Consider the following 24780-nt stretch of genomic DNA (forward strand, 5'->3'; position numbering starts at 1 on the left):
GGCCGCCCCTCGACTGCGGCACAATGTGCCGGTGACCGCAGCTCAGATCTGGCCGGAGCAGCCGGGGTTGCTCGTCCTCCCGAGCGGCGCACTTGTGCGCGGTCGGCGCGTCGCGGCGACCGCGTCGCCGGCCGACTTCGCGCTGCTGCTGGCGCCCGGTCCGGAACCGGCCTGGCCACACCGGCGAATCAGGTGGCCCGACTTCTGGGTGCCGGTCGACCGCGCGGACTCGCTCGACGCGTTGCGCGAGGCGCTGCGACGGGCGCACGACGGCGAACGCGTCGAGGTGGCCTGCCGGGGCGGTATCGGCCGGACGGGCACGGCGCTCGCCGCGCTGGCGATCCTCGACGGCCTGCCGCCCGAGCGGGCGGTGCCCTGGGTGCGGGCGGGCTACCACCCGAAGGCGGTCGAGACGCCGTGGCAGCGGCGGTGGCTGCGGCGCGTGGCTTGACCACGACGCCGCGAGCCGCCAACCGGCCCCGCCGGGCGATCTTGTTGACTAGGGTCGGGCACATGAGAGCTGCGCTGCTGGCGGTCACGGCGTCCGCCGTCCTGCTCGCTCCCGCGCCGGCTGTCGGCACGGCGGCTCCGGCCACGCGTACCGCCGCCGTGCCGGTCGTGCGGTGTCCGCGGGCGCCGGCGCCGGCGGTCTCCCGGCCGCCGCGCCCGTCGCCTCCGCCCGCCGTGCCCGAGGCTCGGGTGGTCGGCGGCGTCGGACTGGCCACCAGCGGCCTGGTCGTGCCGGCCGGCGTGGACGCGCCGCCGGCGATCACGGCCACGTCGTGGCTCGTCGCGGACCTCGACTCCGGCCAGGTGCTCGGCGGCTGCGGCCCGCACGAGTACGGCACTCCGGCCAGCGTCCAGAAGCTCCTGCTGGCGGCCACGATGATGCCCCGACTCGACCCCGCGCAGACGGTGACCGTCACCGCGGCGGACATGAACATCGAACCCGGCTCGTCCGCCGTCGGCCTGGTCGAGGGTGGCCGCTACACCATCGAGACGATCTGGCTGGGTCTGCTGCTGAACTCCGGCAACGAGGCGGCGAACGCGCTGGCCCGCCTCGGCGGCGGCTCGGACGGAGCGGCCGGGGGAGTGCGCGCCATGAACGAGCAGGCGCACCACCTGGGGGCGCTTCAGACGCATGCCGTCACGCCGTCCGGCCTGGACGGCAAGGGCCAGTTCACCAGCGCGTACGACCTGGCGCTGATCGCCCGGGCCTGCTTCGCGCAGCCGACGTTCCGCCGGTACGCGCTCACCGATCTGGCGACGATTCCCGCGCAGCCGGCGCAGCGGACGAAGGGCTTCCAGATCCAGAACGAGAACCAGCTCATCTACCGGTACCCGGGCGCGTTGGGCGGCAAGACGGGCTTCACCGACCTGGCGCGGCACACGTACGTCGGCGCGGCGCAGCGCAACGGTCGCCGGCTCGTGGTGACGTTGCTGGGTGCCGAGCCGACGCCGATGCGGGGCTGGGAGCAGGGCGCGGCCCTGTTGGACTGGGGTTTCTCGCTGCCCCGGGACGCCGGCGTCGGTCGCCTGGTCGAGCCGGGCGAGCTGACCGCCACGCCGTCAGCGACCCCGCCCGCGCTGGCCGCGCCCGGTCCGCCCCGGCCGGCGGCGGCCAGCGGTCCGGCGCACACCGGTTCCGGCTGGCTCTGGTCGGTGGCCGCGCTCAGTGGCGCGGGCGTGCTGACGCTGCTGGGCGGGTTGCTGTGGCACCGCCGTCGCCGGCTGTCCTGACCGTCGGCAACCGGCCGCAGCGATCGACAACCGGCTCCGGCGTCCATAGACTCCGGTCTTTCTGGCAGCGCGAGTCCCAGGAGGATCCCTGTGTCGAGTGAACGCGAAACGCCCTCCGGCGCGGCGGTACCCCGCCCGTCGGTGCGTACGCTGACCCGCCTCGCGAGCGTGGCGACGATCGCCGCGGCGCTTGTCATCGGCGCTTCGGCGACCGCGGTGGCCGCGCCGGGCGCGACCGTCGACGCGTCCGGCGTCGCCACCGTGGCACACGCCCCCGCGCCGCCCGCCGATCCCCGACCGCCGCGCACCACGCACGGCCCGTGCGCGTACACCGATACGCCCGACGAGCCGGCCGCCCGGCCCGTGCCGCTGCCACCCGACCCGCGCCGTACGCCAGACCGGGGCAGCGTCCGCGTGACGCTCTCCACCAACCAGGGGCCGATCGGGTTGACGCTTGACCGGGCGGCCGCGCCGTGCACGGTGCAGAGCTTCCTGCACCTGGTCGGTAAGCGGTTCTACGACCGCACCCCGTGTCACCGGCTCACCGCGTACCCCACGCTGAGCGTGTTGCAGTGCGGCGACCCGTCCGGCACCGGCGAGGGCGGACCGGGCTACCGGTACCGCGACGAACTGCCCACCGCTCTGCCGCCCGCGCCCACCGACCCGACCGGCGTACGCCGGCTCTACGCGCGGGGTGTGCTGGCGATGGCCAACGCGGGGCCGGACACCAACGGCAGCCAGTTCTTCCTGGTGTACGCCGACTCGGCGCTGCGGCCCAACTACACGATCTTCGGCACGGTCGACGCGACCGGGCTGGACACGCTCGACCGGATCGCCGCCGGGGGCATCGCGCCCACGGCCGAGGATCCCGCGCCGGTCGACGGCGCGCCCGCGCAGCCGGTGACCATTCGCCGGGCCGTACGCGCACACCACCACTGATCCCCTCGGCGCGGTGGGCGGCGACGGCCGCTCACCGCCCCCGTCGGGTGCCGGAATTTCCGGGAGTCCGACCGGTACCGGCGGAACCAGGTATCCGACCCGGTTCGAACCGGTCGGAACGACGAGGGTCAGCCGGTCGGCGGCGCGGTGGTGCTGTCCCGGACGACCAACTCGGTGGCGAGCTCGACCCGGGGGGAGTCGATGCCCTCACCCTGGGCCAGCCGCAGGACCGTTCGCGCCGCGAGGCGGCCCATCTCCACCAGGGGCTGCCGGACGGTGGTCAGCGGCGGGGACGCCCACCGGGCCTCCGGCAGGTCGTCGAATCCCACGACGCTGACGTCGTCGGGGACCCGCAGCCCGCGGCGGCGGATGGCCTCGTAGACGCCGAACGCCATCTGGTCGCTGGCCGCGAAGATGCCGGTCGGCGGATCGGCCAGGTCGAGCAGCGCCGTGCCACCCGCGAAGCCGGAGGCATGGTAGAAGTCGCCCGGGTAGATCAGCGCGTCGTCCACCGGCACTCCGGCGGCCTCCAGCCCGGCCCGGTAGCCGTCGAGTCGGGCCCGGCTGCACAGCAGATGCGTCGGACCGGCCACGAACCCGATCCGGCGGTGGCCGACCGCCAGCAGGTGCTCGGTCGCGGCGAGCCCGCCGGCCCAGTTGGTGGCGCCGATGGTCGGCACGTCCATGGCCGGTACGCCGGCCGGGTCGACGACCACCACCGGCACGTTGAGGCGGCGTAGCTGGGCGTGCAGCGGCGGGCTCAGGTGCGACGTCACGAAGATGACCCCGTCGGTGGCCCGGGTGCGCAGGTTCTGCAACCACTGGCGGGCGGCGGTGGGCTGCCGGTGGATCGCGGAGACGACGGTGCCGACACCGGCGCCGTGCCCGACGTCCTCGACGCCCCGGATGATCTCCACGGCCCAGGGGCTGTCCAGGTCGTTGAAGACCAGGTCGACGAGGCCCGCCCGGCGGACGCTGCGGCTGCTGCGGCGTCGGTAACCGTGGTGGCGCAACAACTCCTCGACGCGCTCCCGCGTGTCGGGGGCCACATCGGACCGGCCGTTGAGCACCCGTGACACGGTCGGCACCGAGACGCCAGCCTCCCGTGCGATCGCGGTGATGGTCACCCTGCGTCCGTCGTCCGCGTCCACCCGTGTCTCCTTCACCGCTCCGGGAGGGGCGACCGTACGCGTCACCCGTCCCGTGTCCCGGAACGGCACGCCCGCTCCTCGGGTCATCTTGCCTCACCGAGGGGGGTTGACGACACGCCAGGTCGGTCATAGCGTTCGGCGGAGTTGCGGAAATGTTCCGGTAATTTGTCGGACGCGTCTCGGCGTACCGTCCCGCGCGACAGACAAGGACGCCATGTACACGGATCTGCCCGAGGAGCAGCTACGCGAGTATCGGGGCGTGGTGGCCGAGCCCGCCGACTTCGACGACTTCTGGGCGCACACTCTGGCCCAGGCGCGTGAGGCCGCGTGGCCGGTCCGGCTCGAACCCGTGGTCACCGGTCTGACCGCCATCGACGTGTACGACGTGACGTTCCCCGGCTTCGCCGGACAGCCCGTACGGGCCTGGCTCCGGGTTCCGCACGGCACCGGCACCGCGCTGCCGACCGTCGTGCAGTACGTGGGCTACGGCGGCGGGCGCGGGCACCCGTTGGAGAACCTGCTCTGGGCGACCGCCGGGTTCACCCATCTCCAGATGGACACCCGGGGGCAGGGCTCGGGCTGGAGTCGGGGCGACACGGCGGACCTGGGCGCGACGGGCGCGCAGGCGCCCGGCGTGGCGACGCGGGGCATCGCCGACCCGCGCACGTACTACTACCGACGGTTGATCACCGACGCCGTACGGGCCGTGGACGCCGCCCGTACCCTGCCCATGGTCGACCCGACCCGACTGGCGGTGCTCGGGCACAGTCAGGGCGGGGCCATGGCGCTCGCGGCCGGCGCGTTGGCGCCCGGTGTGCGGGCGGTCGTGGCCCTCGTGCCGTTCCTGTGTGACATCCCGCGCGCCGTGGTCGTCACCGACGCCCACCCGTACCGGGAGATCCGCGACTACCTGGCGATCCACCGCGACGCCGAGGAGCGGACGCTGACGACCCTGTCGTACGTCGACGGGGTCAACTTCGCGCGGCGTTGCCGTCGGCCCGCCCGGTACTCGGTGGCGCTGATGGACGACATCGTGCCGCCCTCGGGCGTCTACGCCGCCCACAACTCCCACGCGGGGCCGACGGAGCTGTCGGTGTGGCGTTACAACGGCCACGAGGCCGGGGGGATCGACGACGACGAGGCGGCCCTGCGCTTCCTCGCCACGCAGCTCGTCGAGACGGCCGAGGCGACGCATGCCACGGCCCACCCGGTTCCGCTGACGCCCGGCGCGTGAGCGGGCCCGCCGGACCAGGCCCAGGGCGCCCGGCCGATGCGCCGCGCGCCATCGTCCGCCTTTGGTAGACAGGACCTGTGCGCAGGTCAGGGCGGGTGGGTGGCGTCGCGGTGCTCGCGCTCGTCGCGGCGCTCGCCGGCTGCTCCGAGCCGCCCCGCCCCACGCCGACGATCGCCACCCCGGCCTCGGCGAGCCCGCTCCCGACCCCCGACAGCCCCACCTCCCGGCCGGGCGCGACCCCGCCGGGCGCGGGTGGGTTGCCGGGCTTCGTGGTGCTGACCGATTTCGACCCGCGCATCCACGCCGACATCCGCTACGCCACCGCGCACAACTTCGTGGGCCGGCCGATCGCCGGCTACCGCGAGCCGCTGTGCCTGCTCACGCGGCAGGCGGCCGAGGCGCTGCGCCGGGTGCAGGACGCCGCGCTCGCCGGGGGTCACAGCCTCAAGGTGTACGACTGCTACCGCCCACAGTCGGCGGTGGACGACTTCGTCGCCTGGTCGAAGCGTCCCGGTGAGCAGCAGACCAAGGCCGAGTTCTACCCGGACCTGGCGAAGAGTCGGCTCTTCGCCGACGGCTACATCGGCGCGCCCACCGCGCACAGCCGGGGCAGCACGATGGACCTGACCCTCGTCGACGAGCCCGCCGCCAGCCAGCCCCCGTACCGGCCCGGCCAGTCGCTGGTGGCCTGCACCGCGCCCCGGGCGCGACGCTTCCCGGACAACAGCATCGACATGGGTACGGGCTTCGACTGCTTCGACGCCCGGGCGCACACCGACGATCCCCGGATCACCGGACCCGCCCGGGACAACCGGCGGTTGCTGCGACGGCTGATGACCGACGCCGGATTCGTGAACTACGACCGGGAGTGGTGGCACTACCGCCTGCGCGACGAGCCGTACCCGGACAGGTTCTTCTCCGCGCCGGTCGCCCGTTCTTCGGTCGGCTGACTCCCGGCGCTCACGTCCAGTAGAGGACGCGGCAGGCTGGTACCCGGGCGGCCAGCTCGTCGGTGAACCACCGCCGCAGCTCGGCCATGGTGTCCCGGGGGTAGACGTACTTCACCGCGCCGAACCGGCCGTGCTTGCGGCTGCGCGCCGCCACGTCCATCTCCAACCGCGTACGCGGGTACCAGCCGAGCAGCACCTCTCTGCTGCCGGGCGTGAACCGGTGGGTGATCAGCTCGGCGGTCAGGTCCAGTCCGGGTACCCCGTCGACCGCCGCGCGCACCTGGTCCAACAGCTCGCCGTACGCGTCGCGCCAGTCGGGCAGCGCGATGATGGGCGCGATGGTCAGCCCGACCGGATAGCCGTCGAGCGCGAGTCGGCGCAGGGCGGCGAGCCGGTCCGGCACCCGGGCGGTGCCGCCCTCGAAGCGCCGGCTGACCGGGGCGCAGTTGACGCTGAACCGGACCCGGGTACGGCCGTGGTGGGGTAGACCGACGAAGGTGTCCACGTCGGCGTACTTGGTGGTCCAGCGCAACTGCACCGGTGCGTCCCAGTCGGCGAAGTGCCGCACCGCCCGTTGCCAACTGCCGGTCAGGTGCTCCAACGCGAGGGGGTCGGTGTAGCAGGACGCCTCGAACGTGGTGCCCTCGTCGGCGCGACGCGCGTCGCGGCTGGTCACCGTGCCGCGCCCGGCGTACGGCGTCAGCCCGGCCAGGATGTCGTCGAGGTCGGCGTACACGCGGGTCACCGGCGGTCCGGAGAGCGAGCCGGCCAGGTAGCAGTACTGGCAGTGCGCGGGGCAGCCCTCGGCGAGGTCGACGCGCCAGTCGGCGCTGGGCGCGATGGGTTGCAGGTCGCGCCGCGACGGTGGACTCACCACGATCGCCAGCGTCGCCTTGGCCCGGGCGTACGTCTCGCGGTCGGTCTGCCCGCGCACTCCGCTGAGCCGGTTCGCCTTCAGACGTTCCACCTCGATGCCGAGGGCCTGCACCCGGTCGACGATCCGCTGTCCGTGCGGGTGGTCCAGGGCGGCCGGGGTGGCCACCACCCGATTCGGGGTCCAGCGACGTGCGGGTCGCGCCGCCGGGGCGACGCCGGCCAGGTCTCGGGTCGGCACCCACTCGCCGCTGGCGTCGTGCGGCGCGGCGGGCACGTCCACGGCCAACGGCCTGTCGACGTCGATGGCGTCCGGGCTGGTCACCGGGCCGGAGTACCCGCTGCCGCAGGAATCCCACCCGATCGCCGCCCTGGCGATTGACGCCGCACGCCGCTACGCATAACCTTTCGTCTATCTGTAAACCTTGTGAACAGATTCACGTCGACGCGGCGGCGCGCGTCCCGACCGAAGGGACGATCAGGTGATCGCAGAACTCTCCTCTCGTACCAGAAGGATCCTGTCCGTGTTCGTCGCCCTCGTCGTGGCCGTGAGCGCCGGCGTCGGCCTCGGCGTCGCGCGCAGCGCGCAGGCCGCGCCGACGTTCAAGGTCCTGGCCTTCTACAACGGCACCTGGGACGACGCGCACATCGACTTCGTCAAGGACGCGCGCGCCTGGTTCCCGCAGGCCGCCACCCAGTACGGCTTCTCCTGGGAAGCCACCAACAACTGGAGCCTGCTGAACACCGCCAACCTGGCCCAGTACAAGGTCGTCATGTTCCTGGACGACGCCCCGCCGACCGCCCAACGCGCGGCGTTCCAGCAGTACATGCAGAACGGCGGGGCGTGGATGGGCTTCCACGTGAGCGCCTGGACCGACAACCCGTCGAGCTGGAGCTGGTACTACAACACGTTCCTCGGCTCCGGCTCGTTCCGGACCAACACCTGGCTGCCGACCCGGGTCACCATGCGCGTCGACAACCGCACCCACGCCGCCACCCGGAACCTGCCGGCGACCTTCTCGTCGTCGTTCAGCGAGTGGTACTCGTGGAGCAACGACCTGCGGCAGAACTCCAACATCGACATCCTGGCGTCGGTCGACCCGTCGAGCTTCCCGGTCGGGACCGACCCCAACCAGTCCTGGTACAGCGGCTACTACCCGCTGGTCTGGAGCAACCGGCAGTACAAGATGATCTACGCCAACTTCGGGCACAACAGGATGGACTACGGCACCAAGACCGGCCTGTCGTCCACCTTCGACAGCGCCCAGCAGAACAAGCTGCTGATCGACGGGCTGCACTGGCTCGCGGGCATCGGCACGGCACCCACCCCGACGCCGACCCCGACCCCGACCGGCAGCGCCGGCCCGATCTCGCCGACCGCCTGGCACACCGTGGTCAACCGGGGCAGCGGCAAGTGCGTCGACGCGCGGGCCGCCGGCACCGCGAACGGCACCGCCATCCAGCAGTACGCCTGCAACAACAGCACCGCCCAGCAGTACCAGTTCGCCCCGACCAGCGACGGCTTCCTGCGGGTCAACAACCGCAACAACAGCGCCCAGGTGCTCGACGTGACCGACCGGTCGACCGCCGACTCGGCCCCCATCCAACTCTGGTCCTACAGTGGCGGCGTCAACCAGCAGTGGCGCGCGGAGTCCGAGGGCGGCGGCTACTACCGCATCGTCAACCGCAGCAGCGGCAAGTGCCTGGACGTGCCGGGAGCGTCCACCGCGGACAGCGTCCAGCTCATCCAGTACACCTGCAACGGCACCGCGGCGCAGTCGTTCCGGTTGGTGGCCGTGTCGTAGGTCCGCTATAGCCTGCCGGCCATGGCGATTCCCGACCTGGTGCCGATCGCGCACGAGCCCGACTACCGCACCCGCACCATCGGCCACTACGACAAGGGTCAGTTCTTCGGCTCCGTCACCGCCACCCTCACCGACGGTGCCGGGGCCGAAGACGACTGGTACCGGCACAAGCGGTGGTACGCGGTGCTGCACCGCTTCGACGCCGACGGCGCGCACACCGACTCGGACATCTGGTTCGCGGGCACCAGCGAGCACGAGGACGCCTCCATCGACCGGGCGGAGGCCCGCCTCACCGAGTGGCTGGACGCGCTGCCCGGTCGCGTCTTCGCCGACATCGCCATCCGGCTGTTCCAGGTCGAGGTCGACGGGCACGTGTTCGGGCTGGTCGACTGGTCCGAGGAGTACGACGGCAACGACCACGCCGAGTTCCTCCCCGACGACCTCGGGTTCGATCCGCCGTGGGACGGCTGCTACGACACCTGAGCCGCACGAGCCACCGGGCGGCGGCGATATCCATTGCGGACGCGCCGCCGCCCTTCTACTGTCACCGGTGCAAGGTCAAGAGCAACCACGAGAGGAGTACGCCGTGTCGCGACGCGTCCGCACCGACGCCGCCCGGCGCCTGCCTCCTGCCGGCGGTTATCTGCTCACCCAATCCACGACCATCACCTGTAACCCTTTGCGGGGCACCGGGCCGGGGTGGCGCGACTGACGCTGACGCGTCCGCCGGCCGCCCTCCCAATCGGGATCGGGCGGCCTTTTCCGTATCCACGGCCCGCCATCCGGCAGCCGACGCCCGATGCTGATCGATATCGGTCACCCGCGCGCGACAGAAGGAGACCATCATGGGATTCACCCCGCTCGCCGGCACCCGCGCGCCGGTCCGGGTCTGGACCGACCCGTACGCCATCGAGCCGCAGGCCGCGAAGCAGCTGCGCAACATCGGCGCGCTGCCCTGGGTGCAGGGTGTCGCCGTCATGCCCGACGTCCACTTCGGCAAGGGGGCGACGGTGGGCTCGGTGATCGCCATGCGGCAGGCCGTCTCGCCGGCCGCGGTCGGCGTCGACATCGGCTGCGGCATGTCGGCGGTACGCACCTCGCTGACCGCCGCCGACCTGCCGGACGACCTGGGCGGGCTGCGGTCCGCCATCGAGGCCACCATCCCGGTCGGCTTCGCCCAGCGGACCGAGGCGGTCAACCCGCGTCGGGTCCGTGGGCTGGAGCAGGGCGGCTGGGACGACTTCTGGGGTCGCTTCGCCGGCCTGGACCGTCGGGTGGCGCAGCTCGAGACGCGGGCACAGCGGCAGCTCGGCACGCTCGGCGGCGGCAACCACTTCATCGAGGTCTGCCTCGAGCAGGGCGGCGACGACGAGGGCCGGGTCTGGCTGATGCTGCACTCGGGGTCCCGCAACATCGGCAAGGAACTGGCCGAGCGGCACATCGGCGTCGCCCGGCGCCTGCCGCACAATGCCGACCTGCCCGACCGGGACCTGGCCGTGTTCCTCGCCGGCACGCCGGAGATGGAGGCGTACCGGCGGGACCTGTGGTGGGCGCAGGAGTACGCGCGGCGCAACCGGGCCGTCATGCTGGCCCTGCTCTGCAACGTGGTGCGCGAGCAGTTCCCGCAGGTCGGCTACGACGAGCCCATCTCGTGCCACCACAACTACGTCTCCGAGGAGAGCTACGACGGCGTCGACGTGCTGGTCACCCGCAAGGGCGCGATCCGGGCCGGCCGAGGTGACCTGGGCATCATCCCCGGGTCGATGGGCACCGGGTCGTACATCGTGCGGGGCCGGGGCAACCCGGACGCGTACTGCTCGGCGTCGCACGGGGCCGGGCGGCGGATGTCCCGGGCGCAGGCGAAGCGGACCTTCAGCACCGCCGACCTGGCCGCGCAGACCGCGGGCGTGGAGTGCCGTAAGGACGCCGGGGTGGTCGACGAGATCCCCGGCGCGTACAAGGACATCACCGCCGTGATGGCCCAGCAGGACGATCTGGTGGAGGTGGTCGCGCACCTCAAGCAGGTCGTGTGCGTGAAGGGCTGACGAGGGTACGCGCGGGCCGGGAGCACCGGCCCGCGCGTTCGTCCTCAGAAGCCGACGAAGACCCGGCGCAGGTCGTCCAGGGTCACCGGACCGCTCACCTGCACCCCGTCCGGGGTGTAGCGGGTCCCGAGCCGGCCGACCACCAGCCGCAGCCACGCCTCGGCCGGCAGGGACAGCTCGCCGTCCGGCTGCTCCGGCGCGTCGGTGAGCGTGATCTGCTCGCCCAGCCGCAGCCCGAACGTCCGCTCGGGGTCCCGCAGCCGTACCAGCAGGGTGGCCTCGCGGCCGTCCAGCTCCTTGGGGCGGCTGGTCCAGCTCAGCATGCCGCCGAGCTGATCGAGGAGCAGCGGCACCGCCTCCGGCGTCACCGCCGCGAACGGGTTGAACCCCACCTCGGCGTCCCACTGGTGCAGGGCGAACTCGCTGAGGCGGAACCGGGCGGCGGTGGCGACGTCGACCGGGTCGGGCAGGAAGCCGAGGTTGATCCGCAGCGACTGGCGGGTCTCGGCGTCCAGCGCCTCGTACGCCTCGACCAGACGCTCGTTGGACTCCAGGAAGCCGGCGGCGTGCTCCTCGGGGGACATGGCGTCCCAGCGCCGCCACACGCCGCGGTTGAAATCGCCGTCCGGGGCGGGCTTGCCCTCGATGGAGGCGTTCAACCCCGCGAGGCCGATCTCGGCGCCGCTGCCCAGGTGGCTGAGCACCTGGGAGACCTGCCACTCGCTGGCCCCGGAGGGCTGGCGCAGGTCGTCGTCCTTCAGGTCGCGTACGAGCGCGGCAAGCTCCTCGTGGCCCGCCCGTAGCGCGTGGATGATCTGGTCGGCAGGCGTGGACATGTGTCTCCTCAACGGATCTTCGACGATGGTCGGGACGCTACCGGACGGTCTGCGCCGGTCGGACGTACCCGGTGTGCGCCGCTCGGCCCGCACCCCATCGGGCGCGGGCCGGGCGGCGTCGTTCGGCTCAGCCCATGTGCACGGCGTTGCCGGCCGGGATGTCCTCCTTGCGTACCTTCACCAGGACCAGGGTGACCAGTCCGGCGAGCACGATCAGCACCGCGCCCCAGGCGAACGCGACGCGGTACCCGTGCACCAGCGCCTCCACCTGCGTCACCGGGTTCGGCGCCCGGCCGACCAGGTACGCGGTGACCGCGCTGGTGTAGAAGGTGTTCAGCAGCGCGGTGCCGAGCGAGCCACCGACCTGCTGGGTGGCGTTGAGCGTCGCGCTGGCCGCGCCGGCGTCGTGCTCCGGCACCCCGACCAGGGCGAGGCTGGACAGCGGGACGAAGGTGAAGCCGAGCCCCAGGCCGAGGATGACCTGGGCGGGCAGCAGGTGGGTGAGGAACGGGGTGTCCACGTCGATCTGGGTCAGCACCAGCATGCCCAGGGCGGCGAGCACCGCGCCGGCGACCATCAGCGGCTTGGCGCCCAGTCGTGGCATGAGCTGGCTGGCGCCACCCGCGGCGATCAACACGCCGGCGGTGACCGGCAGCGACGCGAGGCCGGCCTCCAGGGGCTTGTACTGCAGGACCACCTGGAAGTAGAAGGTCAGGAAGAGGAACGCCCCGAACAGGCCCGCGCCGATCAGCGTCGAGGTGAGGTACGCCCCGCCCCGGTTGCGGTCCAGGATGATCCGCAGCGGCAGCAACGGGTGGTTGGTGCGCAGCTCGATCACCACGAAGGCGGCCAGCAGCACCACGCCGGCGGCGATGAAGCCGAGCGTGGCGGTGGCGTCCCAGCCGTCCTCGGCGGCCTTGGTGAAGCCGTAGACGAGGGAGACCAGGCCGGCGGTGACGACGACCGCGCCGGGCACGTCGTAGCGGGTGTTGCCGTGCGCCCGGCTCTCCGGCACGAGCGGAAGGGCGAAGGCGATCGCGACGGCGGCGACCGGGATGTTGACCAGCAGGCACCAGCGCCAGTCGGCGTACTCGGTCAGCACCCCGCCGAGCAGCAGCCCGACCGCGGAGCCGCCACCGGCGATGGCGCCGTACACGGCGAACGCCTTGGCGCGCTCGGTGGCCTCGGTGAACAGCACCGTGAGCAGTGCCAGGGCGGCCGGCGCGAGCAGCGCGCCGAACGCGCCCTGCAACGCGCGGGCGGCGAAGAGCATCCCACCGGTGGTGGCGAGACCACCCAGCGCGGAGGCCAGCGCGAAACCGGTCATGCCGACCAGGAAGGTGCGCTTGCGCCCCCAGTAGTCGGCGATCCGGCCGCCGAGCAGGAGCAGACCGCCGAAGGCCAGCGTGTAGGCGGTGATCACCCACTGCCGGTTCGCGTCGGTGATGCCCAGGTCCGCCTGGGCCTGGGGGAGCGCGATGTTCACGATGGTGGCGTCGAGGACGACCATCAGCTGCGAGACCGCGATGACCGCCAGGGCGATCCAGCGCCGCGGGTGCGGCGCGCCTGTCGACGTCCCGGCGCCGGGTGCGCCGGGGGCGGTCGAGGTGGTTCCGGGCATGGTGAAGCCTTCCGTGGTGCGGATGTTGATGGATCAGGCCTGGGACGGGCGGTCGTGCCGGTAGCGGAGAACCGGGATCAGCACCTGGTCGACGACCTGGGTGAGGAACGCGTCGTCGGCGGGCAGGCCGTGCGCGACCAGTCGGGACATGAGGAGGGCGGGGGCCAGGTCGTGGAACAGGTCCCGTTCGCCGGCCTCCGGGGGGATCTCCCCACGGGCGGCGGCGCGGACGAGGACGGCGGTGCTGGCCACCCGCCCGGCGGGCAGCACCTGGTGGCGGACCAGACGTTCCAGCTCCGGGCTGGTCCGCATGGCGAAGGTCAGGGCCTGCATCAGGTCGCAGTCCGCGACACAGATGGCGGCGGTGGCGCGGAGCAGCTCGATCAGGTCACCCCGCAACGAGCCGGTGTCGGGTGGGTTGAGCACGCCGACCTGGCGGTCGCTCAGGGCGGCGACGACCAGCTCGGCCTTGCCGTCCCACCGCCGGTAGATGGTGGCCTTGCTCACGTGGGCGCGGGCGGCCACGGCGTCGATGGTGAGCCGGTCGAACCCGACCTCGCGCAGCAGGTCGATCACCACGCTGAACAGGTCGGGGGTCGTGCACCGGGCCGACCGCGCGGCCGGCACGCCGACGCCCGCGCTCACCTGCTGACCGTCCAGCACCCGAACCCCCCGTGAAACGATGTCGTACTGACCCTAGTTCGCTCGGAGCCCTTCATGCAGGGTTTTATGAGGTGCGTCGCATCAGACGAGCGAAACGGTCACGTTTCCCGCTCAGCTGCCGTGCCGCGTGAGGAGCACCGGTACGGCCACGGTGTTGATCCGTGTGCCGTCGCGGGCCGACACCTCGTACACCTCGATCGTGCCGTGCTGATCCCTGGTCGTACGCCAGGTGACCACCACCCGGTACTCGCCCCGGCAGCCGCTGCCGCAGCTCGCCGTGCCGAAGCCGGCGGCCACCTGTCGTCCGGCGTCGTCCAGCACCCGGACGCTCACCGTGGCCTCGTACACGTCCGCCGTACCGCTGATGGTGAGCGGAGCGGTGACCCTCTCGCCGACGCTCGGCCCGGCGACCACGATCGGCGCGAGCAGGCCCGGATAGTCGGCCCGACCCACCGGTGGGCCACCGGGAAAGCGGACCTGCCGGACGGTGGGGAACTGGGTGAGCGTCCACACCACCTGCGCCTCGCGTAGCCGCCGACGGTCCGGCGAGTCGTCGGCGGACGGGACGGAAGCGAGCGTCGCCACGCCGTCGGCGATGCGGCTTACCTCGACGGCGGTCGGCAGCAGGGTGACCATCCCGGTGGCGGCCTCGGCCGGCGTCGGCCCGGCGGCCAGTTCGCTCAGGGCGAGCCGGGACGTCGCGACGGTGGCCGGTCGGGTGCGCCGGGTGGGCACGAGTCGGCCGGAGCGGACGTACCACAGCTCGATCGTCACCGTGTCCGGCCGGCGGGTCCCGGTGACCGTCGGCGTCGGCGGACGCGGCGGGGTGGTGGTGGCCGTGGGCGTCGGCGGAGCCGGAGCGGCCGGCGGGGTCGTGGCGGGCGCGACGGTCGGCGGGGCAGGGGTGGGCGGCGGCGCGGTCGGCGCCGCGCCCAGGACACCGGAGCGGGGGGTGCCGCAGCCGGCGACCGCGAGCGCGGCGACGAGCGCCACGACGCCTGCCCCGCGCCACCGGTCACGGCGGCTCATCCCGCACCCCCTCCCGCGCGCCACCGTCGGGACCCCGCGCGGGCAGCTCCAGACGGAACACTGTGCCGAGGCCCGGCGCGCTGCGCACGGTCAGCATCCCGCCCAACACGGCCGCATGTTCCCGGGCGATCGCCAGACCGAGGCCGCTGCCCGGGGCCGAGCGCGCGGGATCGACCTTGTGGAACCGGTCGAACACCAGCGGCAGGTGGGCGACCGGGATGCCGGGCCCCTGGTCGGCCACCTCGACGGCGACGATCCGCTCCGCCGCGCTCACTCTCGCGCAGATCTCGCCGCCGCCGTGCTCGACCGCGTTGGCGACCAGGTTGGCGAGGACACGCTCCAGGTGGCGAGGGTCCGTTTCCAGCGCGACGGGATCGCCGGCGACCAGCACCCGGTCCGACCAGCCGCGCGCCGCGACGATCGCGCGGAGCAGCGCCAGCGCGTCCACCGGTTCGAGGCTCGGGCGTTCCCGCCCGGCGTCCAGCCGCGAGATCTCCATCAGGTCCTCGACCAGGCGGCGCAGCCGGACCACGTCCCCGACCAGCAGCCGCGCGGCCGGCCGGGCGTCGTCGGGCAGCCGGTCCAGCTGGTCGCGCAGCAGCGAGGCCGCCGCCACCAGGGCGGTCACCGGGGTACGCAGCTCGTGCGCGACGTCGGCGGTGAACCGCCGCTCCCGGGCCTGTGCGGCCGACAGGGCGGCGATCTTCGCCTCCAGCGCCTCGGCCATCTCGTTGAACGACGCCGCCCACGCGCTGAACTCGTCCCGCCCGCGTACCGGCAGACGGGTGGCGAGCAGCCCCTCGGTGAGCGCCCGGGCGGCGCGGCTGGCCCGGCCCACCGGCTCCAGGGTGCGGCGGGCCAGGAGGTTGCCCACCCCGGCGGCGACCAGGACGACGACCACCCAGCCGGTCAGCAGCGCGGCGTACACCTGGCGCAGGTCGGCCGCGATGTCGTCCTCCTCGGTGATCACGTACAGCTCGGCGCTCGAACCGGGGATGCGCCCGCCCACCACCAGCAGGCGGGACCGCTGCGCGGACGTCGACCGCTGGAACGCCAGCTGCCCGTCCGCGACCGACGCCCGCAGGCGCGCGCCCAGGGCGGGGGCGTACGCGGGATGGGAGGGACGGGTGTCGCCGTCGACGAGGACGACGTGCCGACCGCTGCCCTCGAAGCTGGTGAGCAGCTCGGCGTCGCGCTGCTCGGTCAACGGCAGGAACTGTCCGGCGAGCACGAGCTGGTAACGGGCGTCGGCGGCGGCCTGGCGCAGCGACGCGTCCCACCAGGACTGGCGCAGCAGCAGCCCGGTCCCGCCGGCGAGCACACCGGCGGACACCCCGGCGACCAGCACGAACGCGATCGTCAGTCGGCGACGCAGCCGGCCGGGCGTCACCGCGCGTACGGCCATCGCCGACCTCCCGTCAGCCGCCGGACAACTTGTAGCCCGCGCCGCGTACCGTGCGGATGCGCTGGGGGTGCGCCGGATCGTCCTCGACCTTTGCGCGCAGCCTCTGCACCGCCACGTCGACGAGCCGTGAGTCACCCAGGAAGCGGTGGTTCCAGACCAGGTCCAGCAACAGTTCCCGGGTGAAGACCTGGCCGGGACGTCGGGCCAGCTCCAGCAGGAGCCGGAACTCGGTGGCGGTCAGCTCCACCTCCCGGCCGTCCCGGCGTACCACGAAAGCGCCCGGGTCGATCTCCAGGTCGCCGACGGCGATGGTGCGCGACGGCGTCGGCGCGCTCACCCGCCGCAGCACCGAGCGGACCCGGGCCACCAGCTCCGGCAGGTCGAAGGGCTTGCGCAGGTAGTCGTCCGCGCCGCACTCCAGGCCGACCACCACGTCGAGCGTGTCGGTGCGGGCGGTCAGCATGAGGATCGGCACCTGGCTCGTCCGCCGGATCTCCCGGCACACCTCCAGACCGTCCAGTCCGGGCAGCATCACGTCGAGCACGATCAGGTCGACCGGGTGGGCTCGCCAGGTCACGAGCGCCTGCCGTCCGTCGGTGGCGGTGTCGACCCGGAAGCCGGCGCGGCGCAGGCCGAGGGCGGTGACCTCCCGGATGGAGACGTCGTCCTCGACCACCAGTACGCGGCCCTCCATCAGTCGAGGGTAGACCCGCGAGCACGGTGCGTAACCCTGGCGGAATGGCCGTCATCGACGGCCGGTCGGGTCCTCATCCCGGCACCGTCCACCCGCTACGGTCAGGTGCCTCCGGGCACCCCCTCACACGAAAGGGCACGACGTGCGACGTCATGGCTGCGTGATTCGACTCCGCCCCGAGATGCGGGAGACCTACCTGCGGCTGCACGCCGCCGTCTGGCCGAGCGTCGAGCAGACGCTGCGCGAGGCGAACTTCCGCAACTACACGATCTTCCTCCACGACGACCTGCTCTTCGGCTACTACGAGTACGTCGGCGACGACTACGAGGCCGACCTGCGGCTGATCGCCGCGGACCCACAGACCCAGGAGTGGTGGAAGCTGACCGACCCGTGCCAGGAGTCGTTGGCCGAGCCCGGCTCGGGGGACTGGTGGGCACCGATGCGCGAGGTCTGGCACCTGGCCGACGAGGCGAGCCCGCAGGGCTAGCTGCTCGACGCCGGCCGGCGCCCGCCGGAACGTGGTGGGCGCCGGCCCCGCCGGTCACCACTGGTGGGCGACGTCGAGCACGATCCGACTGTGGTCGCCCGGACCCGCCAGCACGACGGCGCGGAACGGCAACCGGGCCCGTACGCCGACCGCGAAGGTGGTGTAGCCCTCGAAGCTGCCGCCGAAGACCACGTCGCGCAGCGTCGCGTAGCGCAGCACGTTCGTGACGTGCGTGCCGACGGGGTAGGGCACCGTGCCGAGGTGGTCGGCGTCGTACGCCGGGGCCCGCAGGGAGACCCGCAGCAGCGCGCCTCCGGCGGTGTACGGCGACAGCGCGAGCCCCTCGCCCTCGGTCCAGGTCTCGCCGTAGCCGATCGCGTACCCGTCGACCGGGCCGGCGAACTCGAACACCACCCGGTCGTAGCAGTCGTGCCGGCCCGTGCGGACGTCGACCAGGGGAGCGTCGCTCAGCGCGCCGGCCGACTTCTCCCCGCTGCCCCAGGTGATTCCGCAGTACGCCGCCTCGGTCGCGGCACGCGCCGGGCCGGTACGCGCCGCGCTGCTGGTTCCCGCCGCGCTGCTGCCCGCCGTGGCGAGCACTCCGGCGAGGACGACCGCCGTCGCGGTCAGCGCGCTCCTGATCCTCATCGTCGTTCTCCGTTCGGTGTCCCGGGGTCACGTCGCGGCGGCCCTGCCGGTGACCCTCGCCGCCACCGTCGTCCCGCCCCGACACGGGCACCTCGCCGCCGCGTAACCGCTGGGTAACAGCCGACGACGCGCCGCTATCGGCGTCAGCTGCGGCGTGGCGTGGCGTGGCACCCCACGGCGTCCCACATTGCGATACGGTGCCTCGCATCGGCACATCGGAGGTGGATGGATGCCGGCCGTCGTCGTCCTCGCGTTGACCCTCGCCCTCGCGCCCACGCCCACGCCATCGGTGTCCGTCGCTCCGGGGCCGATCGGCGAACTGGTGGGCGGTGTCGGCCGGATAGTGGGCGACCTGCTGGGCGGCAGTGGTACGCCCACCCCGATCCCGACGCCGAGCGGCACCCGCGCCCCGACCTCCGAGGCGAGCCGGCCGGCGGCTACCCCGCCGTCCGGCCCGTCGAAGCCCGGCGCGACATCCGCGCCCGCCGGCTCGTCGGCCGGAGACCGGGCGACGGTCCCGCCCGCCCGCCCCGAGCGGAGCGCCGACACCAACGGACGCGACCCCGCGGTGCCCATGCGTGGCGGTGACACCCCGGCGCCGGTCGTCGCGCCACCCATCGCCGACCCCGTCCGCGACGGCTGGCCGCCCGTGTCCTATCTCCTGGTGGCGGCGGTCCTGGCGGGGCTGGCGCTCCTGCTGCTGCGCCGTCGTGGCAGCGCCGGTTCCGCCGCCGTTCCGGCACCGGCCCCCGACCCGACGCCGACTCCCGACCCCGACCCCGACCCCGATCCCGACCCCGGGCCGGAGAACGTCCGCCGTCTCCCGACCAGCCTCAACGCCGTCTACGAGTTGGGTCGACTGGACGAGCGACTCGAGCAGGAGCGCCGCCGCCGACCCTGACCGGCGGTCTCAGTGCTTCGGGTACGCGCCCTCGCGCCGGGGGATCTCGTCGTCGTACGCCCCGGACGGGCCGTGGTAGCGGGTCGTGCCGTTCGGGTACGGCCAGGCGTTGGCACGGCAACCGTGCAGGCCCAACGTCTGCTGCTGCATGACCGGCGCTGGCTGACCCTTGCCGGGGCAGCGCTCGTGGCCGAACCCGAGCTTGTGCCCGACCTCGTGGTTGACCATGTACTGCCGATAGGTGGCCAGGCTCGCGCCGTAGTTCGGCACGCCCGACACCCAGCGCGCCACGTTGAGCACCACCTTGCCGCCGTTGCGGCAGGACGTGTAGCCGTCCGGCACGTCCTGACAGAGCGTGTCGCGGGTGCCGGGGGTCGCCAGGTAGATGGTGAAGTCCGCCGCATCGTCGGCGCCCACCCGCCGCAGCCGCCAGTCCCCGCCCGCCGTCCATCCGCGGGGGTCGTTCAACGTCGCGGAGATCGCGGTGGCGATCTCACCCGCCGCGAGACCACGGATGTCGCGTTCCACGGCAATGCGATAGCGCAGCAGAGTGCCGCTCTCCGCGCCGCCACGCGTCGTCTCGGCCGCGGCGATCGTCCAGCGGTTACCGCCGGTCGCTGGATAGCTGACCGGACGGTTGGGCGTGCTGCGGGTGCCGAGGATGCCGACGCCGGTCGGCCGGCTCGAGGCCTGACCACCGGGCCGCGGCGCGGTGCCGGGGTCTCCGGCGGGCTGCCCGGCCGCTGGCCCCGTACATCCGGTGAGCAGCGCCACCACCAGCAGTGACGCCGCCGAGGCCAGATGCCACCGGCGGGTACCCTTCGTCGACATGTCTCTCCCCTCGCGCGTCGCCTGGAGGCGCGCGCACAGGAGAAGACGGGTCGCGGCGACGAAAAGTTGAAGTGATCCGGATCTCAACCTTTCGGCGGTCGTACCCGTCTGAGGTGATGTGGCACGGGGGAGGGTTCGCGGTGGCGCGGGGTGACGCGGAGTTCGTCGAGTTCGCGCGGGCGGCGTCCGCGCGGCTGGTGCACGCCGCGTACCTGATGACCGGCGACCACCACCAGGCCGAGGACGCCGCGCAGACCGCGCTGGTCCGTACGTACGCGTCGTGGGCGCGGATCCACGACGACGACGCCTACGGGTACGCGCGGCGCACGTTGGTCAACCACCTGGTGGACCGGTGGCGACGGCCGCTGCGGGAGTACCCGACCGACGAGGTGCCGGAACAGCGACGTGGTGACGTGGCCGACGACGTGGTGACCCGGCGCTGGTTGGTCGCCATCCTCGGCGCGCTGAGCCCTCGAGAACGGGCCATCGTCGTGCTGCGGTACTACTTCGACCTGCCGGAGGCGCAGGTGGCGCGAGAACTCGCCGTGTCCGTGGGCACCGTCAAGAGCACCAGCTCGCGGGCTCTGGAGAAGTTGCGCACCGCCGCGCCGCGTACCAGCGACGAGGGGGCGCGCCGATGAACGAGCTGGATCGGCTGCGGGAGGCCATGCGGGCGACCGAACGCCCCGACGCCGTGATCGACCTGGCCCGGGTGATGCGCGACGGGCGACGGTTGCGGACCCGTCGGCGGGTCACCGGAGCGGCGGCGGCGACGCTCGCGGCCGGGCTGGTCGCCGTGACCGCCGTGACGGTCGACGCGAGCGGGTCGCGCGATCCCGCGCCGGCCGAACCCGCGTCCCCGGCCGCCGTCGCCTCGCCCTCGGTCGGTGTCGCGCCGACGTCGGACGAGCCGACGCCACCGCCCACGCAGGCTCGTGGCGTGCCCCATCCGAAGCCCCTCGGTCAGGTGATCGACTCCGGAACAGGGCACGGCACCGACCGGCGGGTCTACTTCTTCGTCGCGGTGACGGTTCCGGCGGCGCCCGAGGTGACCATCGGCCTGGCCGCCGGTCGCCGTGCCGCGGACGGGACGGTGAGCACGGATATCCTGGTCAACGACGTCGAGGGCGCCGACCGCAGCCCCGGTTTCCACCAGATCGGGTACGACGAGAGCGAGTCGGTCTTTCCGGTGCCCACCTTCGGCTACTTCGTCGGCCCGGCGGCGCGGATCACCGGCACGGTCGACGGTCGGCAGGTCGACGCGACGCTGGCGCGCTGGAGTCTCGACAAGCAGGTCGTGATCTTCTGGTTCGATCCGACCACGCTCCCTCCCGGAAAGCGGCTGGACGGCATCGTCGCCCGCGACGGCGCGGGTCGCCGGCTCTGAGGTCGGCCAGGCCCCTGGGCGGTGTCTTCAAAGGATCTTGGTGGAGGAGGGTATAGCACGTCCTTCGATGGACTGGGTCGGACTCTGGCGTTCGGGCTCTCGGGCGGCAACATCAACGACTGCACCCGCTTCGGGCACACCGTGCGTCTTCGCGACCGCCACGCCATGCGACCGACGGCGACAACACCCTGATGAGCGTGATGCCTGTGAGTCATCTAGATGACTCACAGGCATCACGCTCATCAGCATTACCGCCGCCGCTCAGCGCCGCGGCCCGACCGCGCTGATCGCGGCCTCGTTCCAGACTTGATTGGTCTGCCCCCTGCCAAGTATGAAAGTGGCGTGGCTACCCATACATATGGGGCTTGAAAAGCACCTGAGAGTGAGGCCGCCGGGGCTTTCAGATCCGGAAGGGGGGTCATGAAGCGATGCTCAGGGGAATGGCCTGGCGGCGGCGGTTGTACGGGAGCGAGGACCTGGCCGGCGGGACCGTCTGGCTGGTGGAGGACGTGGAGCGCTGGATCACGGAGCACCAGCCCTGGAAGGCCAGGGGAGCGGACGAACCCCCGCCGCCGGAGAGCTGAGCGGGACGCCAGCCCCACACCGAGAGCACACACCGAACGGCCCGCCCCGTAGACCAGAGGGCGGGCCGTTGTCCGTGCGGGGCCTCTGCCTGGTTTCAGGCCAACCGGCGTTCGATGGTCACGGTCGTGCCGTCGCCGGTGGAGACGAGCCGTACGTCGCCGTAGGCGTTCATCAGCAGCGCGCCACGGCCCCGGTCCATGGCCGGTCGACGGTCCCGCCAGGTGCCGAAGTCGCGGACCGAGATCCGGACCAGCGCGTCGCCCACCTGGAGCCGGACCCGCACCTCGGGGCGGCTGGGTCGTTGCGCGTGCTCGACGGCGTTGTTCATCGCCTCGGAGGCGGCGAGCAGCAGATCCTCCGCCACCTCCCCGTCGACGTCCAGGTCGTCCAACGCCAGCCGGACGTCCTGGCGCATGGCGGCCGCCGAGGTGGGCACCGACGGGTACGTCCACTGCTCGTCCAGCCGGTCGCCGAGCCCGTCGTCGTGCGGCGTGCCGGCTGTCGCTGTGCCGGCCGTCGACGTGCTGGCCGGGTCGCCGGTCGCGGGATCGACAACACGATCCGCGGGGGGCGCGCTCTGCTCGGGCGGGACCTCGACCGCCATGGGCCGGGCGGCGGGGGCCGGGTCGCCGTCGGCGCTCGGCGCGGGGGCGTCGTCGCCGAGAACCTCGGTGCGCGCACGCCGGATGGCGGTCCGGATCCGGGCGATCAGCTCGGCGGCGGCGAACGGCTTCACCAGGTAGTCGTCGGCGCCCAGGCTCAGACCTGCCACGCTGGCCTCCTCGCCCGCCCGGGCGGAGAGCACGAGCACCGGAAGCGACCGGGTCGCGGGGTCCGCGCGCAACCGGCGGACCAGGTCGAAGCCGTCCAGCACGGGCATCATCACGTCGGTGAGCACCAGGTCCGGTGGCTCCTGGTGGATCGCGTCGAGGGCCTGGCGGCCGTCGGTGACCGACCGCACCCGCCAGCCCTGGGCGGCGAGCAGCCGGCTCAGGTACGCGCGCATGTCGCTGTTGTCGTCGGCCAACAGGATCCGGGCACCGGCCAGCTCGTCGGCGGCCGGGCCGGGCGCCGGGGCGGGCTCGGCGACCTCTCCGGTCGGGGCGGTCAGCCAGCCCGTCGCCTCCTGGACGGCGGCGCGTGCCGCGTCGCCCAGCCCTTCGGGGGACGGACCGGTCGTCGCCGTGCGCCGCGCCGCCGACCAGGGCAGGACCACGGTGAACGCGGTCCCGGCGCCCACCCGGCTCGCCACCCGGATCTCGCCGCCTTCCAGCCGGGCCAGTTCGTGGACCAGGGCCAGGCCGATCCCGGTGCCTTCGTGACTGCGCGAGCGTGCGCCCTGCACCCGGTGGAAGCGCTCGAAGAGCTTCGGCAGGTCCGCCTCGGCGATCCCGATGCCGGTGTCGGCGACGGTCAGGCGTACCTCGTCGTGGTCGGCGTCCACGGCGACCCGGATGCCACCGATGAACGTGTACTTCAGGGCGTTGGACAGCAGGTTGGTGACGATGCGTTCCCAGTTGACCGGATCGACGGCGACCGGGTGGGGCAGCGGCGGGCAGTCGACCTCCAGGGTCAGCCCCGCCCGCTCGACGGCGGCCCGGAAGACGCTGGCCAGCTCTGCGGTGAGCGCGGGCAGGTCGACCTCGTGCGCGTCGCTGCGAGCCCGGCCGGCCTCCAGGCTGGAGAAGGTGAGCAGGCTGTTGACAAGCGTCAACAGGCGGGTCGCGCTGCGCCAGGCGGTCTCGACCCGCTCCCGCTGCGGGGACGTCAGCGGCGCGGCGGTGTCGGCGAGGGCGTCGGCGAGCGGCCCGAGCATGAGGGTCAACGGGGTACGGAACTCGTGGCTGACGTTGGTGAAGAAGGTGGTCTTCACCCGGTCCAGCTCGGCCAGGGTCTCGGCCCGGCGGCGCTCGCGCTCGTACTCCTGGGCGTTGCAAATCGCCGCCGAGACCTGCTGCGTCAGCAGTTGGTAGAAGGAGCGGTACGCCTCGTCCAACGCCCGGTTCGGGTTGACGCCGACCAGCAGGACGCCGAGCGGCTGCTCCTCGGCGGCCGAGGGCAGCGGAAGGGCCAGCGCGGCGCGGGCGGGGTCGCCCCACGGGCCGGCGGGCAGCGACAGCCGCTCGTCGACGCCGGTCACGTCGGTGGGCCGGCCCGCCGCCGCGTCCGGTAGCGCCCAGGCGCGGGCCGTCGGGGCCGGCTCGGCCAGGTCGACGACGGTCGGCAGCGCCGCGGTGATGGTCCCGTGGCCCGGGTCGCCGCCCGCGCTGGCGATCCGCCGCAGGGTCCCGCCGTCGCGCAGGTAGATCGCGGCGAACGGCACGTCCAGCGAGTGGCCGCCGATCGCCTCGATCAGCCGCGCGCAGGTCGCGTCCACGTCGACGGTGCGCCCGTCGCCGCGCAGGGACAGGTCGCGCAGCAGCCGCAGTCGCCGTTCGCCGACGACCTGTTCGGTGACCTCGCTGCACACCGTCAGCACGCCCACCGTGCGGCCGTCGTCGTCGCGGGCCGGTGCGTGCGAGACGCTGAAGTAGGCCTCCTCGCGGTAGCCGGCGCGCTCCAGCAGGAGTTGCAGGGCGGGCACCCAACTGGCCACCCCGGTCGCCATGGCCTGCTCGATCAGGGGGGCGAGGACGTCCCAGCCCTCGGCCAGGGTCACCCGCACGTCGTCGCCGAGCGCGCCGGGGTGCTTGTCGCCGATCAGCGCCGAGTACGCGTCGTTGTAGAGCTGGGAGAGGCGGTCGCCCCAGAGCAGCAGCATCGGGTAGCGGGAGGAGAGCACCATCCGTACGGCGGACCGCAGGCTCTGGGGCCAGTCGGACACCGCGCCGAGCGGCGTGGCGGCCCAGTCCAGCTCCGCCATCAGCCGTCCGGTGGCCCCGCCGCCGTCGAACAGGTCGGTGCGGGGTCGTGTCACGCTCGACCCGGCCTCATCGCTAGCCCCCCGTCCGGGCCC

Annotated in this window: 24 protein-coding genes; 13 read left to right on the forward strand and 11 right to left on the reverse strand. The window is 73.2% G+C overall.

Annotation, left to right across the window (positions count from 1 at the left end):
* Positions 1–31 precede the first annotated feature (31 nt).
* The 3 genes from ACQPZK_RS13005 (at position 32) to ACQPZK_RS13015 (ending at position 2679) form a co-directional block, all read left to right on the forward strand.
* Positions 32–451, forward strand: coding sequence for a protein-tyrosine phosphatase family protein (locus ACQPZK_RS13005; protein ID WP_433538535.1), 420 nt, complete (start codon positions 32–34; stop codon positions 449–451).
* A 62-nt stretch (positions 452–513) separates the two neighbouring features.
* The gene (locus tag ACQPZK_RS13010; protein ID WP_433538536.1) at positions 514–1740 is read left to right on the forward strand and encodes a D-alanyl-D-alanine carboxypeptidase family protein; all 1227 of its coding nucleotides are present in this window, start codon (positions 514–516) and stop codon (positions 1738–1740) included.
* A gap of 90 nt (positions 1741–1830) precedes the next feature.
* Positions 1831–2679, forward strand: coding sequence for a peptidylprolyl isomerase (locus ACQPZK_RS13015; RefSeq protein ID WP_433538537.1), 849 nt, complete (start codon positions 1831–1833; stop codon positions 2677–2679).
* A gap of 128 nt (positions 2680–2807) precedes the next feature.
* Here ACQPZK_RS13015 and ACQPZK_RS13020 read toward each other — a convergent pair whose 3' ends face one another.
* Positions 2808–3830: a LacI family DNA-binding transcriptional regulator gene (locus ACQPZK_RS13020; RefSeq protein WP_433539195.1), complete on the reverse strand. Its 1023-nt coding sequence runs from the start codon at positions 3828–3830 to the stop codon at positions 2808–2810.
* A gap of 214 nt (positions 3831–4044) precedes the next feature.
* Between ACQPZK_RS13020 and ACQPZK_RS13025 the strand changes: the two genes are divergently transcribed.
* Both ACQPZK_RS13025 and ACQPZK_RS13030 read left to right on the forward strand, forming a co-directional pair.
* Complete coding sequence (locus tag ACQPZK_RS13025; protein ID WP_433538538.1) at positions 4045–5064, forward strand: acetylxylan esterase; 1020 nt, start codon at positions 4045–4047, stop codon at positions 5062–5064.
* A gap of 77 nt (positions 5065–5141) precedes the next feature.
* On the forward strand, positions 5142–6014 hold the full coding sequence (locus tag ACQPZK_RS13030; RefSeq protein ID WP_433538539.1) for a M15 family metallopeptidase: 873 nt from the start codon (positions 5142–5144) through the stop codon (positions 6012–6014).
* Between the two features lie 10 nt (positions 6015–6024).
* Here the strand turns inward: ACQPZK_RS13030 and ACQPZK_RS13035 are convergent, their stop codons facing one another.
* Entirely contained in the window at positions 6025–7212 is a 1188-nt protein-coding gene (locus ACQPZK_RS13035; RefSeq protein WP_433538540.1) for a spore photoproduct lyase family protein, read from the reverse strand.
* 199 nt (positions 7213–7411) lie between these two features.
* Between ACQPZK_RS13035 and ACQPZK_RS13040 the strand changes: the two genes are divergently transcribed.
* From ACQPZK_RS13040 to ACQPZK_RS13050, 3 genes are all read left to right on the forward strand, one after another.
* Complete coding sequence (locus ACQPZK_RS13040) at positions 7412–8692, forward strand: RICIN domain-containing protein (RefSeq protein WP_433538541.1); 1281 nt, start codon at positions 7412–7414, stop codon at positions 8690–8692.
* A gap of 21 nt (positions 8693–8713) precedes the next feature.
* Positions 8714–9175, forward strand: coding sequence for a hypothetical protein (locus tag ACQPZK_RS13045; RefSeq protein ID WP_433538542.1), 462 nt, complete (start codon positions 8714–8716; stop codon positions 9173–9175).
* Positions 9176–9537: 362 nt separating this feature from the next.
* The gene (locus ACQPZK_RS13050; RefSeq protein WP_433538543.1) at positions 9538–10737 is read left to right on the forward strand and encodes an RtcB family protein; all 1200 of its coding nucleotides are present in this window, start codon (positions 9538–9540) and stop codon (positions 10735–10737) included.
* A 44-nt stretch (positions 10738–10781) separates the two neighbouring features.
* Here ACQPZK_RS13050 and ACQPZK_RS13055 read toward each other — a convergent pair whose 3' ends face one another.
* From ACQPZK_RS13055 to ACQPZK_RS13080, 6 genes are all read right to left on the reverse strand, one after another.
* A complete protein-coding gene (locus tag ACQPZK_RS13055; protein WP_433538544.1) occupies positions 10782–11573 on the reverse strand; it encodes a maleylpyruvate isomerase family mycothiol-dependent enzyme in 792 nt (263 codons plus the stop codon).
* Positions 11574–11700: 127 nt separating this feature from the next.
* Positions 11701–13194, reverse strand: a complete 1494-nt coding sequence (locus ACQPZK_RS13060; RefSeq protein WP_433538545.1) for an MFS transporter — start codon at positions 13192–13194, stop codon at positions 11701–11703.
* A 33-nt stretch (positions 13195–13227) separates the two neighbouring features.
* Positions 13228–13857: a TetR/AcrR family transcriptional regulator gene (locus ACQPZK_RS13065; protein ID WP_433538546.1), complete on the reverse strand. Its 630-nt coding sequence runs from the start codon at positions 13855–13857 to the stop codon at positions 13228–13230.
* Positions 13858–13968: 111 nt separating this feature from the next.
* A complete protein-coding gene (locus ACQPZK_RS13070) occupies positions 13969–14886 on the reverse strand; it encodes a Gmad2 immunoglobulin-like domain-containing protein (protein WP_433538547.1) in 918 nt (305 codons plus the stop codon).
* Positions 14873–16291, reverse strand: a complete 1419-nt coding sequence (locus ACQPZK_RS13075) for an ATP-binding protein (RefSeq protein ID WP_433538548.1) — start codon at positions 16289–16291, stop codon at positions 14873–14875. The genes ACQPZK_RS13070 and ACQPZK_RS13075 overlap by 14 nt, the downstream gene beginning before the upstream one ends.
* Positions 16292–16304: 13 nt before the next feature.
* Positions 16305–16985, reverse strand: a complete 681-nt coding sequence (locus ACQPZK_RS13080; RefSeq protein WP_433538549.1) for a response regulator — start codon at positions 16983–16985, stop codon at positions 16305–16307.
* A 160-nt stretch (positions 16986–17145) separates the two neighbouring features.
* Between ACQPZK_RS13080 and ACQPZK_RS13085 the strand changes: the two genes are divergently transcribed.
* Positions 17146–17472: an L-rhamnose mutarotase gene (locus ACQPZK_RS13085; protein WP_433538550.1), complete on the forward strand. Its 327-nt coding sequence runs from the start codon at positions 17146–17148 to the stop codon at positions 17470–17472.
* A gap of 54 nt (positions 17473–17526) precedes the next feature.
* Here ACQPZK_RS13085 and ACQPZK_RS13090 read toward each other — a convergent pair whose 3' ends face one another.
* Positions 17527–18120, reverse strand: a complete 594-nt coding sequence (locus tag ACQPZK_RS13090; RefSeq protein WP_433538551.1) for an AMIN-like domain-containing (lipo)protein — start codon at positions 18118–18120, stop codon at positions 17527–17529.
* 229 nt (positions 18121–18349) lie between these two features.
* Between ACQPZK_RS13090 and ACQPZK_RS13095 the strand changes: the two genes are divergently transcribed.
* Entirely contained in the window at positions 18350–19021 is a 672-nt protein-coding gene (locus ACQPZK_RS13095; RefSeq protein WP_433538552.1) for a hypothetical protein, read from the forward strand.
* A 9-nt stretch (positions 19022–19030) separates the two neighbouring features.
* On the opposite strand, the gene ACQPZK_RS13100 is transcribed toward ACQPZK_RS13095, so the two are convergent.
* On the reverse strand, positions 19031–19852 hold the full coding sequence (locus tag ACQPZK_RS13100) for a DUF3152 domain-containing protein (protein WP_433538553.1): 822 nt from the start codon (positions 19850–19852) through the stop codon (positions 19031–19033).
* A gap of 140 nt (positions 19853–19992) precedes the next feature.
* On the opposite strand from ACQPZK_RS13100, the gene ACQPZK_RS13105 reads away from it, so the two are divergent.
* From ACQPZK_RS13105 to ACQPZK_RS13115, 3 genes are all read left to right on the forward strand, one after another.
* Complete coding sequence (locus ACQPZK_RS13105) at positions 19993–20493, forward strand: SigE family RNA polymerase sigma factor (RefSeq protein WP_433538554.1); 501 nt, start codon at positions 19993–19995, stop codon at positions 20491–20493.
* The gene (locus ACQPZK_RS13110; protein WP_433538555.1) at positions 20490–21239 is read left to right on the forward strand and encodes a hypothetical protein; all 750 of its coding nucleotides are present in this window, start codon (positions 20490–20492) and stop codon (positions 21237–21239) included. Before ACQPZK_RS13105 ends, ACQPZK_RS13110 begins: the two co-directional genes overlap by 4 nt.
* A 428-nt stretch (positions 21240–21667) precedes the next feature.
* A complete protein-coding gene (locus tag ACQPZK_RS13115) occupies positions 21668–21823 on the forward strand; it encodes a hypothetical protein (RefSeq protein ID WP_433538556.1) in 156 nt (51 codons plus the stop codon).
* 95 nt (positions 21824–21918) lie between these two features.
* On the opposite strand, the gene ACQPZK_RS13120 is transcribed toward ACQPZK_RS13115, so the two are convergent.
* On the reverse strand, positions 21919–24741 hold the full coding sequence (locus tag ACQPZK_RS13120) for an ATP-binding protein (RefSeq protein WP_433538557.1): 2823 nt from the start codon (positions 24739–24741) through the stop codon (positions 21919–21921).
* Positions 24742–24780: the final 39 nt, after the last annotated feature.

The organism is Micromonospora sp. CA-249363, from assembly GCF_050950185.1.
In the GTDB taxonomy this organism is placed as follows: Bacteria; Actinomycetota; Actinomycetes; order Mycobacteriales; family Micromonosporaceae; genus Micromonospora.